Source organism: Methylobacterium dankookense (genome assembly GCF_902141855.1).
GTDB lineage: Bacteria > Pseudomonadota > Alphaproteobacteria > Rhizobiales > Beijerinckiaceae > Methylobacterium > Methylobacterium dankookense.
In genome coordinates this window covers 35,024-46,490 of sequence record NZ_CABFVH010000045.1, presented here as the reverse complement: position 1 = coordinate 46,490, position 11,467 = coordinate 35,024, and the positions used below count along the sequence as shown (strand labels likewise).

General features: G+C 73.3%; 12 protein-coding genes. 7 read left to right on the top strand and 5 right to left on the bottom strand.

Annotation, left to right across the window (positions count from 1 at the left end):
- From MTDSW087_RS23920 to ada, 4 genes are all read left to right on the top strand, one after another.
- On the top strand, positions 1 to 967 hold a 967-nt coding region (locus MTDSW087_RS23920), incomplete at its 5' end, for an EAL domain-containing protein (RefSeq protein ID WP_144767365.1).
- A 278-nt stretch (positions 968 to 1,245) separates the two neighbouring features.
- Positions 1,246 to 2,142, top strand: a complete 897-nt coding sequence (locus MTDSW087_RS23915) for a TIGR01459 family HAD-type hydrolase (protein ID WP_144767364.1) — start codon at positions 1,246 to 1,248, stop codon at positions 2,140 to 2,142.
- A 76-nt stretch (positions 2,143 to 2,218) separates the two neighbouring features.
- On the top strand, positions 2,219 to 2,653 hold the full coding sequence (locus tag MTDSW087_RS23910) for a DUF3617 domain-containing protein (RefSeq protein ID WP_144767363.1): 435 nt from the start codon (positions 2,219 to 2,221) through the stop codon (positions 2,651 to 2,653).
- Between the two features lie 120 nt (positions 2,654 to 2,773).
- Entirely contained in the window at positions 2,774 to 3,838 is a 1,065-nt protein-coding gene (gene ada / locus MTDSW087_RS23905; RefSeq protein ID WP_238179357.1) for a bifunctional DNA-binding transcriptional regulator/O6-methylguanine-DNA methyltransferase Ada, read from the top strand.
- 227 nt (positions 3,839 to 4,065) lie between these two features.
- Here ada and MTDSW087_RS23900 read toward each other — a convergent pair whose 3' ends face one another.
- Entirely contained in the window at positions 4,066 to 4,779 is a 714-nt protein-coding gene (locus MTDSW087_RS23900; RefSeq protein WP_144767361.1) for a response regulator, read from the bottom strand.
- Positions 4,779 to 5,270 carry a MarR family winged helix-turn-helix transcriptional regulator gene (locus MTDSW087_RS23895; protein WP_144767372.1) on the bottom strand — a complete coding sequence of 164 codons (492 nt, stop codon included), beginning with the start codon at positions 5,268 to 5,270 and terminating at the stop codon, positions 4,779 to 4,781. Before MTDSW087_RS23895 ends, MTDSW087_RS23900 begins: the two co-directional genes overlap by 1 nt.
- Positions 5,271 to 5,491: 221 nt before the next feature.
- Here MTDSW087_RS23895 and MTDSW087_RS23890 point away from each other — a divergent pair, with 221 nt between their 5' ends.
- From MTDSW087_RS23890 to MTDSW087_RS23875, 3 genes are all read left to right on the top strand, one after another.
- On the top strand, positions 5,492 to 6,379 hold the full coding sequence (locus tag MTDSW087_RS23890; RefSeq protein WP_144767360.1) for a branched-chain amino acid aminotransferase: 888 nt from the start codon (positions 5,492 to 5,494) through the stop codon (positions 6,377 to 6,379).
- Between the two features lie 120 nt (positions 6,380 to 6,499).
- Positions 6,500 to 6,745 (top strand): DUF3072 domain-containing protein, encoded by a 246-nt coding sequence (locus MTDSW087_RS23880; protein ID WP_144767359.1) that lies wholly within the window; start codon positions 6,500 to 6,502, stop codon positions 6,743 to 6,745.
- A gap of 101 nt (positions 6,746 to 6,846) precedes the next feature.
- The gene (locus tag MTDSW087_RS23875) at positions 6,847 to 7,056 is read left to right on the top strand and encodes a Flp family type IVb pilin (protein ID WP_144767358.1); all 210 of its coding nucleotides are present in this window, start codon (positions 6,847 to 6,849) and stop codon (positions 7,054 to 7,056) included.
- Between the two features lie 30 nt (positions 7,057 to 7,086).
- Here MTDSW087_RS23875 and MTDSW087_RS23870 read toward each other — a convergent pair whose 3' ends face one another.
- From MTDSW087_RS23870 to MTDSW087_RS23860, 3 genes are all read right to left on the bottom strand, one after another.
- A complete protein-coding gene (locus MTDSW087_RS23870) occupies positions 7,087 to 7,800 on the bottom strand; it encodes a DUF937 domain-containing protein (RefSeq protein WP_144767357.1) in 714 nt (237 codons plus the stop codon).
- Between the two features lie 164 nt (positions 7,801 to 7,964).
- Positions 7,965 to 9,392 carry an MATE family efflux transporter gene (locus tag MTDSW087_RS23865; protein WP_144767356.1) on the bottom strand — a complete coding sequence of 476 codons (1,428 nt, stop codon included), beginning with the start codon at positions 9,390 to 9,392 and terminating at the stop codon, positions 7,965 to 7,967.
- A gap of 4 nt (positions 9,393 to 9,396) precedes the next feature.
- On the bottom strand, positions 9,397 to 11,382 hold the full coding sequence (locus MTDSW087_RS23860; RefSeq protein WP_144767355.1) for a monovalent cation:proton antiporter-2 (CPA2) family protein: 1,986 nt from the start codon (positions 11,380 to 11,382) through the stop codon (positions 9,397 to 9,399).
- Between the last annotated feature and the right edge of the window lie 85 nt (positions 11,383 to 11,467).

Sequence of the window (11,467 nt, the reverse complement as noted above, 5' to 3'; positions counted from 1 at the left end):
GGCCGCGCCGCCGGCCCCGCCCGAGCCGGCCGCCGAACCGCGTCCCGAGCCGCGCGCCCTGCCGCCGCGACCGCTCCCGCCGCGCCCCCCGGCCGCCGAGATGCGCGCCGAGCCCGTCCGCCCCGTCACGCCGCGCGGCACGACCGTGCCGGAGGAGGCCCTCGTCGCCGCCTTCGAGGGCGAGGGGCTCGAGGTGCATCTCCAGCCCGTCGTGACGCTGCCCCAGCGCAAGGTCGTCGCCTACGAGGCCCTGGCGCGGCTGCGCGCGGGGGCCGACCTCTTGGAGCCCGAGGCCTTCCTGCCCGTGCTGGAGCGGCACGGCCGCACCACGGAGCTCGACCGGCGCATGCTGCAGCGGGTGCTGACCATCGCGCGGCATCTCGGCGGGCGTGGCAGCGAGGCGAGCATCACCTACGGCCTGTCGCCGCTCTCCCTGTTCGAGCCGGGCTTCCTGCGCTGGCTCGCCCGGCTGCTCGGCGACGAGACGGGGCTGGGCGGCCGCATCGTCCTCGCCTTGCCGCAGGCGAGCTGGCGCGGCCTCGATGCCGAGCAGGCCGCCGCGCTCGCGGGGCTGCGCGGCCGGGTCGGCTTCACCCTCGACCGGCCGGGCGACCTGCGCTTCGACGCCGCCGCGCTCGCCGCCCGCGGCGTCGGGCAGGTCAAGGTTCCGGCGGGCCTGCTCCTGCGGCCCTCCCGCGCGGATCTCGCCGACATCGCGCCGGAGGATCTCGTCACCGCGCTCGCCCGTTCCGGCATCCGGCTGGTCGCCTGCGGCGTCGAGGCCGAGGCGGACGTGCCGGACCTGATCGACCTCGACGTGGCGCTGGCGCAGGGGGCGGTCTTCGCCGCGCCGCGGCCCGTGCGCGCCGAGGTGCTGGCGAGCCCGGTCTCCGAGCCGGGCCCGGACACCGACCCCGAGCCGCCGCAGCGCAAGCCCTTCCGCTCCTTCCTGCGGCGGGCGGTCTGAGCGACGCCCTCGATCCGGCCCCCGGGCCGCCGGGCGGATTCGGCAGGCGCCCCGGGGCGTTGCCTTCGCCGCCGCCTCCGCCTAGAGCCGTGCCCGATCGCGTTGCAATCGAGATCGGCTCTCAGTCTTTGTTTTGACGCGCTCTCTTTCGCCGAACCGGTGTCCACGTCGGCGGAGCGCGCTCCAGGCTCTTGATGGCGCGCTCCTTTGCGCCGAACCGGTAACCCCTTCGGCGGGGAGCGCTCTAACCCGGCGCGCGACGCCGCGCAGGACCCCGCATGACCTCTGACCACGCCTCGATCCCCACGCTAACCGGCATCAGCGGGATCGCCGACGCCTACGACGTGATCCTCTGCGACGTCTGGGGCGTCCTGCACGACGGGTCCAAGGCCCATCCGGGCGCGGGCGACGCGCTGATCCGCTTCCGCGGCCTGCCGGCGGCCGGGCGCCCGCGCCGGGTCGTGCTGGTCTCGAACGCGCCGCGGCCGGGCGCGGGCGTGCAGCGCATCCTCGACCGGCTCGGCGTGCCGCGGGAGGCTTACGACGCCATCGTCACCTCCGGCGACCTCACCCGTGCCCTCGTGGCCGAGACGCCCGGCATCCGCATGTACCATCTCGGGCCGGAGCGCGATTCCGGCATCTTCGAGGGGCTCGACGTGGCGCTCGCCGGCCCGGAGGACGCCGATCTCGTGCTCAATACCGGCCTGTTCGACGACCGCACCGAGACGGCCGAGGATTACCGCGGGACGCTGGCCACCTTGCGCGAGCGCGCCGTGCCGATGATCTGCGCCAATCCCGACCTCGTGGTGGAGTTCGACGGCCGGCTCATCCCCTGCGCGGGCCTGCTCGCTGCGGCCTACGAGGAGCTCGGCGGCTCGGTCGTCTATGCGGGCAAGCCGCACCGACCGGTCTACGAGGCCGCCCTCGCGCGGGCCGGCGCCCTCGACGGCCTGCCCCCGCCCGACCGGACCCGCGTGCTCGCGGTGGGCGATGCCATCCGCACCGACGTGGCGGGCGCCCGCGGCGTCGGCATCGCGAGCCTGTTCGTCGCCCGCGGCATCCACGCGGAGGAACTCGGCCTCACCGCCGAGCATCACCGCATCGGCGAGATCGCGGCGTGGCTCTCCGCCCAGGCCGTGCACCCCGACGCGGTGATCGAGCGGCTGGTCTGGTAGGAATTCGGGAGCCAGAAACGGGAGGATCCCGCGACGTCTCCCGTGCTCTCCTGACGGCCTGCAGGGGAGGTCCGTCATGCCCGCCATCCTTCGGTCCGCGGCCGCCGGCCTCGTGCTGGCCTGTGCGCCCGCGGCCGCCTTCGAGGGCGGCGCCTACGCCGTCGCGGTGCGGCTCGAATTGCCGCATCTGGAGGAGGCCGCCACCGCCCGGCAGGTCGATCTCTGCCTCGACCCGGCGCGGGAGGGCTACGGCCTCGCCGTGCTCAGCGCCAACAACCCGCTCGCCCGCTGCCCGCTCTCGGAGATCCGCCAGGAGGGCGAGGCCCTGACCTTCGCGATCCGCTGCCCGGGCCGCAACGCCGCCGAGGCGAGCGCCGTCTACCGCCTCGGCCCTTCCGGCTTCACCGGCCGCATCGCCATGCGCATGGGGGCTAAGAACATGACCATGACCGAGGTCCAGACCGGCCGCCGCACCGGCCCCTGCGGTCCGGGCGAGGCGCCGCGGCCCTGACGCGAAGCGGGGACGGTCGTGCCGCGGGATTCGGGAGCAAGGCTCGGGATGCGGCGGCGGGCGGCCAGGACGAGGATGCCGGCGACGGGAGGCGAGCTCCCAGAGCCGACGAGGAACGCCATGTTCATCCCCATGACCGAATCCTTCCGCCCGGACGCGGCACTTCTCGCCGCCGTCGTCGCCCGCGATGCGGCGGCGGATGGCCGCTTCGTCTACGCCGTGCGCTCGACCGGCGTGTATTGCCGCCCGAGCTGCCCCTCGCGGGCGGCGCGGCCGGAGAACCTGCGCTTCTTCGCCACCTGTGCCGAGGCCGAGGAGGCGGGCTTCCGGCCCTGCCGCCGCTGCCGCCCGAACGAGCCGGGCCTCGAGGAGCGCCGCCGCGCGGCGGTCGCCCGCGCCTGCCGGCTGATCGACGCGTCCGAGGACCCGCCCGGCCTCGAAGCGCTCGCCGACGCCGCGGGGATGAGCCCCCACCACTTCCACCGGATCTTCCGGACCGTCACCGGGATCACGCCCAAAGCCTACGCAGAAGCCAAGCGCGCGGCGCGGGTCGCCGAGACGTTGCGTGCGGCGGGCTCCGTCACCGAGGCGATTTTTGACGCCGGCTACAACGCGTCGAGCCGCTTCTATGCGGGCGCGGCCGAGCGGCTCGGCATGAGCCCGGACACCTATCGCCGCGGCGCCCCCGGCACCCGGATCCGCTTCGCGGTGGGCGCCTGCTCCCTCGGCGCGGTCCTGGTCGCGGCGACCGGGCGGGGCGTCTGCGCGATCCTGCTCGGTGACGATCCCGACGCCCTCGTGCGCGACCTGCAGGACCGCTTCCCGAAGGCCGAGTTCGAGGGCGGGGATCCGGATTTCGAGACGCTGGTCGCCCGCGTGGTCGGCCTCGTTGAGGCGCCGGCCGAGGGCTTCGACCTACCCCTCGACATCGGCGGCACCGCCTTCCAGCAGCGGGTCTGGGAGGCGCTGCGGGCGATCCCGCCCGGCCGCACCGCGAGCTACGCGGACATCGCCCGGGCGGTCGGGGCGCCGGCCGCCGTGCGCGCCGTGGCCCAGGCCTGCGGCGCCAACGCGCTTGCCGTGGCGATCCCCTGCCACCGGGTCGTGCGCTCCGACGGCGCGCTCTCGGGCTATCGATGGGGCGTCGAACGCAAGCGCGTCCTGCTCGACCGGGAAGGGGCCTGATACGGCGTCCGGTTGATCAGACCGGACGCGGTCTCGGCCAAGCCCGCGCGGCGCCTGAGCGAAGACGACATCCGCCATCCCGAAGGGATCACCCGGATGTCGTATGAGATCGGGTTTCCAAAGGCCTCAGGCCTTTGGCGGGTCCAGGGCGGAGCCCTGGTCGGCGAAGCCACCCTCAGGGCTTCGCCCCGAGACCCCACCAAAGGGATGATCCCTTTGGAATCCTCTCAGTCCACCGCCAGGCGGTAGCCGACGCCGCGGACCGTCTGGAGCAGGAGGGGGTTGGCCGGGTCGACCTCGATCTTGCGGCGCAGGCGGTTGATCTGCACGTCCACCGCCCGCTCGGCCGCTAGGCCGCCGCTGCCGGCGAGCTGCTCGCGCTCCACGTTGGCCCCCCCGGCGCCGGCCAGGATCGTCAGGATCTCGCGCTCGCGCTCGGTGATGCGGATGACCTCCTCGCCGCGGCGCAATTCGCCCCGGTCGGCCCGGAAGGCGAAGGGCCCGAAGGTCACGGCCTCGGGCGCGTCGGGCCGCGCGGGAGCCGCCCGCTTGATGATGTTGGTGAGCCGGAGCGTCAGCTCGCGCGGCTCGAAGGGCTTGGGCAGGTAGTCGTCCGCCCCGATCTCGAGCCCCATCACCCGGTCGTTGGTGTTGGAGCGCGCGGTGAGCATCAGGATCGGCACGCGCGAGGTCTCGCGCACGCTGCGGGCGTAGTCGAAGCCGCTCTCGCCCGGCATCATCACGTCGAGCACCATCGCGTCGAACAGGATGCTCTGGGCCTTGGCCCGGGCCTCCGCCGCGCAGGCGGCGCTGGTCACGCGAAAGCCTTGCTCGGTGAGGTAGCGCGAGAGCAGCTCGCGCAGGCGCCGGTCGTCGTCCACCACGAGGACGTGCGGCGCCGTGTCGGGCAGGTCCGCGCGGAGCGCCGGCGCGGCGGCCATCAGGCGGCGCCCTGCTGGCCGCGCCGGGCCATGAGCCGGCTCACCGCCGCGCGCTCGTCAGGCTCGATCATCGCGAGGAGGAAGTTCTCCGGGGAGGCGGCGGCGGCGGGCGCGGCGAGCGCCCGGGTCAGGCGCCGGGTCTGCACCCGGGTCAGGTCTCCGGCGAGCGCGGCCCCGGTCTGCGTGCAGTAGAGGAGCCGTTGGCGCCGGTCGCTCGTGCCGGTCTTCTGCGCGATGTAGCCCTGCTCGATCAGGTCCTTCAGCACGCGGTTGAGGCTCTGCTTGGTGATGCGCAGGATGTCGAGCAGCTCGGCGATGGTCAGGCCCGGATAGCGGTCGACGAAGTGCAGGACGCGGTGATGCGCCCGTCCGAAGCCGTACTCGGCCAGGATCCGGTCCGGATCGCCGACGAAGTCGCGGTAGGCGAAGAACAGGAGCTCGATCAGGTCGTCGCTGCTGCAGGGCGGGGCACCGGCCCCCTCGGCGAGCATGTCGGGGGAGGGCAGGGTGCGTGCGGCGGGGCGCGCGGCGGAGCGGGGCACGTCTGCGGTCGATCCCGATTACGTCAGTTTCGTTGACATATTTCAGCCCGGTTGGTACCCGTCAACCCTCCTGGGCGGCCCCTTGACGGCCGCCCCGGCGAGGCGCACCCCCGCGCCCTTCACGACCAAGCCCGCCTCCGGCCGGAGGCGCCACCGGAAAGATTCGAGCGATGTCCGTCATCCCGTTCGACCAGCGCGAAGGCACCATCTGGTTCGATGGCGCCATGGTGCCGTGGCGGGAGGCGAAGATCCATGTACTCAGCCACGGTCTCCACTACGGATCCTCGGTGTTCGAGGGCGAGCGGGCCTATGGCGGGCGCATCTTCAAGAGCCTGGAGCACACCAAGCGCCTGCACCGCTCGGCGGAACTCCTCGACTTCAAGATCCCCTTCACGGTTGAGGAGATCGAGGCGGCCAAGGAGCTCGTCCTGAAGACGAGCGGTCTGCAGGACGCCTATCTGCGCCCCGTCGCCTGGCGCGGCTCGGAGATGATGGGCGTCTCGGCGCAGGGCAACACCATCCATCTCGCCATCGCCGCCTGGGAATGGCCGAGCTATTTCGACGCGGCCACCAAGATGAAGGGCATCCGCCTCGACATGGCCGAGTACCGCCGGCCCGACCCAGCGACCGCCCCCTGCGCCTCGAAGGCGGCGGGCCTGTACATGATCTGCACGATCTCGAAGCACCGGGCCGAGAACAAGGGCTATGCCGACGCCCTGATGCTCGACTTCGAGGGCAACGTCGCCGAGTGCACCGGCGCCAACGTGTTCTTCATCAAGGACGGGGTGATCCACACGCCGATCGCCGACCGCTTCCTCAACGGCATCACCCGCCAGACCGTGATCGAGCTGGCCCGCCGCCGCGGGGTCGAGGTGGTCGAGCGCCGCATCCACCCCGAGGAGATGACGGATTTCTCCGAGTGCTTCATCACCGGCTCGGCCGCGGAGGTGACCCCGGTCTCGGAGATCGGGCCCTACCGCTTCACGCCCGCGAGCCTGACCAAGACGCTGATGGACGACTACCTCGCCGAGGTGCAGCCCAAGGCCCAGGCCGCCTGAGCCCGTTTCCCGCCCCGCCGGTTTCCGCCGGCGGGGAATCCCGGCACGGCCGGATGTCCATGGGAACTGCCGCCGGGGCCGGGCGTTGAAAGGAACATTTCAAGAACGAAAGGTTCCGTCATGGCGAAGGCAGCCGCGAAGCGCGACGGCGCGAATCCGAAGGTCGATCCGAAGGAGTCCTCGAACCGGATCAAGGATCCGGATCAGTGGACCACCGGCGACGAGCCGATGACCGGCGCGCAGGCCTCCTACCTCAAGACCCTGGCCGAGGAGACGAAGGAGCCGAAGGCCTTCGATCCCGATCTCGACAAGGCCGAGGCCTCGAAGCGGATCGACGCCCTGCGCAAGGAGGCGGGCCGGGACTGATCCCGGCACCCGCCCCGGCTGCGAAGCGGATCTTAAACCATCCTGAAGGGAATGCCGCCTATACAGGCTTCCGCTGCCATGTCGGCGGGAATACGGTCACCATGGCGTTCACCGAAGACAGGAAACCGGCCGAGCGACGGCCCTCCGCCCTGCGGCGCTTCCTCGGCGATGCGCGCGGCAGCACGGCGATGGAATACGCGATGATCGGCGCGCTGATCTTCGCGGTCGCCGCCGGGACGATCCGCCTCTACGGCTCGAAGATGAACGACGTCTACGCCCGCATCGGCAGCGCCGCGGCGCAGATCAACTGATCGAACCCCGGGGCGGCCGGGCTGGCCCGGTCATCCGCGGCTCTTGCGTTCGCCCCGTGCCTCGGGCGACACAGCGTCCTGTCCGGCGGCCGGGATCTCGGCGGCCTTGTCGGCGTCGCGGCCGCTCTCCTTGCCGGCCTCGGTCCAGAACGCGTCGAACAGGCCCTGCATCGCCTTCACGTTCTGCTCCTGGACCTCGGCACCCGTCTTGAGGAGCTGCTGTAGCATCTCCCGCCCGGCGTTGGCCTGCGGCTCGGTGGCCTGCGTCTTGGGGCGCGCTTGACCGGCCGGCGCGCTCCGGCCGGCGGCCCCGGGCTTGGCGGCCTGGGGCGCCTCCGGGGGCAGGAACAGCTTCATCATCTCGACCCAGGCCGGGCTGAACGGGAAGGCGCCGGCCGCCGGCTGCGCGGGCTCGACCGGGGGCGGCGGGTTCAGGAGCATGTGGACGATGCTCGCCACCACCGCGCCGGCCATGGCGGGCAGCATCTGGCGCAGCACCTGGGCGCCCACGCCGCTCGTCATCGCGGCCTGCTGCAGCACCGCCTGCGTCAGCATCGGCGAGCCGAAGAGCTGGCTGAGCCCGGTCGGGTCGGTGGGGGTGTTGCGCTGGAGCCCGATGGCGAAGGCCGGCAGCAGCGCCTCCATCGCGCGGCGCGTCTGCTCCGGGCTGAGGCCGAATTGCTGGGCCATGGTCTGCATTCCGGCGCCGCCCTGCGCTTGCAGCATGTCGATCGGGTTGAACATGGCCGGGGCCTCACGCGCGTCGATGGGATCCGAGGATCCGCTCCGGTGGCCCGAGAGCTCCGCCGGAGGTGCAAGTCTGCCCTCTCACAGGGAAAATGACCAGTTCCGGCCCTTGCATTGCGGGACGATCGGTCGATTTCCGGTGCGTAGGGCGGCGCGGGCGCTCACACGAGGGCGCTGGAGCGGGCCGGGGCCGTCTCCAGGCCCGCGCCCGCCTCGGCCGCCGCACGGACCCGCTCGGCGGCCGGGCTCGCGGCCGCCTCCCGCTCGAGCCGGCCGACCGCCCGGAAGGCCAGGACGAGGCCGAGGCCGCCGAACAGCACCGAGCCGAGCCCGGCCCCGGCGATCACCCCGGGCGGCCCGTAGAGCGCCGCCCCGAGGAGGGCGGGCGGCACGGTGCCGAGCGTCGCCCGGCCCCAGTTGAGCAACGTCGAGCGGAAGGGGAAGCCGAGGTTGTTGAAGGCGGCGTTGCCGAGGAACAGCAGGCCGTTGAACAGCCAGATCGCCCCGCTCGCGAGGCAGAAGAAGCCGAACAGCTCGGCCGCGACGCCGTCGAGCTCGAACAGCCGCGTCAGCGGCGCCCGGCAGAGCGCCAGCGCCAGCCAGACGACGAGGACGTAGAGGAGCGCCACGCGGGCGCCGTCGCGCAGCACCAGCCGCATCCGGTCGAACCGGCCCGCGCCCCAGTTCTGGCCGAGGATCGGGCCGATCGCGCCCGACAGGGCGAACAGGCCGCCGAAGGCCACCGGCGTCAGCCGGTCGATCACGGCGTTGCCCGCGACCGCGGCGGCGCCGTAGCGCGCGAGCAGATGGGTGGTGATCGCGCTCGCCACGGAGGGGGCGAGGTTGGTGAGCACGGCCGGCACGGCGATGCGGATCAGGGCGGGCGCGTCGGCGAGCACCGCCGCCGGGTCCGGGCGCCCGAGGAGGCGCAGGCGGTGCACCCCGTGCCAGCCGATGGCGAGGAAGGTGGCCCGCGCGACGCAGGTGGCGATCGCCGCGCCGTCGACGCCGAGGCCTGCGCCGAAGATCAGGAGCGGGTCGAGCCCCACCGTGACGAGGGCGCCGCCCAGCGTCACCCACATGGCCCGGCGCGCATCGCCCGCCGCCCGCAGGATGCCTGAGAACAGCATGCCCGGCGCCATGAACAGGTTCGAGGGCAGGGCGATCCAGACGAAGCGGTCGGCGACGCGCAACGCCTCGCCGGACGCCCCGATCAGCCGGAGCAGGGGGTCGGAGAGCGGCAGCAGCGCGGCCACGAGCAGGGCCGCGGCGGCGAGCCCGAGCACCGTCGCCGAGGCGGCGAGCCGGCGCGCGCCCGGACGGTCCCCGGCGCCGAGCGCCCGCGAGACCACGGCGCCCGCCGCGATCATCAGCCCGATATTGATGGCGATGGCGAAGAACTGGACGATCGCCGCGAAGCCCACCGCCGCCGTGAGCGCGGGGTCGCCGAGCTTCGACACGTAGAGGAGCGAGAGCAGGTCCACCACGAAGACCGCCATCAGCCCGACCGAGCCGGTGGCGCTCATCACCACGACGTGGCGCAGGATCGAGCCGCTGACGAAGCGGCCGGCATCCGGGCCCTCAGCCATGCCTTCAGCCATTCGCGGCGTCCGCCCGCCGCCCGGCGGCCGGCTGCACCGTCTCGTCGGTCTCCTCCTCGTCCGCCGCCTCCGCCGCATCCTCCTCCGGCTCGGCGGCGGGGGTCGCGAGCAGGCGCTCGGCCGCCTCGCGGCGGTCGTGGCCGATGATGTCGCGGGTCTCGGCGCTGAGCGCCCGGGCGGGGCGCTGGGGGGCGGTCAGCGGCTCGGGCTTCAGCTCGGGCTGCACGCTGCGCAGCCAGCCGGCCTCGGGCGCCGCGCCCGCCTGCTGCAGGACGAGGCGGGCGACGTCGCGCTTGCGCACGTCCGCGATCCGGGCGGCGGCGGCCTCCGGCGCGAAGCCGAGCCCCTCCAGGGTGGCGCGGCCGAACTGGAGGGCCGATTCCGAGGTCTCGCGGAGCTGGAAGTCCACGTCCCGGTTCATCAGCTCGACGGCATGCATGCGGTCGTAGGCGCGCACATAGGTGCGCACGGCCGAGAATTCCTCGTGCACGATGTCGACGATCTTGAGCGCGGCCTCCGCGTCGTCGACGCAGATGCAGACGAGCTCGACCCGGCCGATGCCGGCGGCGCGCAGCACGTCGAGGCGGGTGCCGTCGCCGTAATAGATCCGGAAGCCGAAGCGCGAGGCGGCGCGGATCTGCTCCACGTCCTTGTCGATCACGGTGACGGGGATGCCCTCGGCCAGCAGCACCTGGGTCAGGATCTGGCCGAAGCGGCCGAAGCCGATCACCAGGACGCGGGCCTCGGCGCTCTCCACCACGTCGGTCGCGGGCTCCTCGGCCACGTCCTCACGGGCGCGGCGCGCCTCCAGGAGCTTGTCGAGGCCCTTGGCGGCGACGGGGCCGACCAGCATGGTCAGCGCCGCGAGCGCGATGGCGAAGCGCGTGCTCGTCGCGTCGGTGAGGCCGAGCCCCTCCGCCTGGGGCAGCAGCACGAAGGCGAACTCGCCGGCCGGCGCCAGCACCGCGGCGCCGCGCAACGCGTCGAGGGTGCCGGAGCCGAACAGGCGGAACAGGGCGGCCACCAGCGCGACCTTCACGAGGATCGCCGCCACGGTGGCCCCGAACAGCGCCGGCCAGACCGCCTTCACCAGGCCGCCGTCGATCGACATGCCGACGCTCATGAAGAACAGGCCGAGCAGCATGCCGCGGAAGGGCTCGATATCGGCCTCGAGCTGGTGGCGGAAGTTCGATTCGGCGAGGAGGATGCCGGCGAGGAAGGCGCCCATCGCCATGGACAGGCCGACCTCCTGCATGGTCAGCGCGGTGCCGAGCACCACGAGGAGGGCGGCGGCCGTCATCACCTCGCGGGCGCCCGAGGCCGCGAGCAGGCGGAAGAACGGGTTGAGGCCGTAGCGGCCGACCAGCACCACCGCGACGATGGCGCCGAGCGCCTTGGCGGTGGAGGCGGCGGCCTGGCCGAGCCAGGGCGCGTCGCCCCCGCCGCCGGCCGAGGCCATCAGCGGCATCAGGGCGAGGATGCCGACCACCGAGAGGTCCTGGAACAGCAGCACCGCGAAGGCGCGGCTGCCGTAGGGCGTGCCGAGGTCGCCGCGCTCCTCCAGAAGCTGCAGGGCGACCGCGGTGGCCGAGAGCGCCAGCGCGATGCCGATCACGGCGCTCGCCGCGAGCCCGGTCCCGAACAGGATGCCCGCGCCGCCGAGCAGGAGGGAGCAGAGGACGAGCTGCGCCGTGCCGAGGCCGAAGATGTCGCGCCGCATCGAGACGAGCTGCGACAGGTGCAATTCGAGCCCGACGATGAACAGGAGCAGCACCACGCCGATCTCGGCGACGCTCGCCGCGGTCTCGGGCTCGGCGATGAGCGAGAGGCCGGAGGGGCCGATCAGCACGCCCGCCACGAGATAGCCGAGCACGGCGCTCTGCCCGGCGAGGCGGAACAGGGGCACGCCGATCACCGCGGCCGACAGGAAGGTCAGGACGGGCGGCAGGAAGCTCGCATGTTCGGCAGGCGTGGCCATGGCCGGCGGGAGACCTCGGAGCTGGCTCGGAACGCCTTCCCCCTTAGCCCGCCGCAGCCGTCAGCGCGAGCGCCGGGCGCGTGCC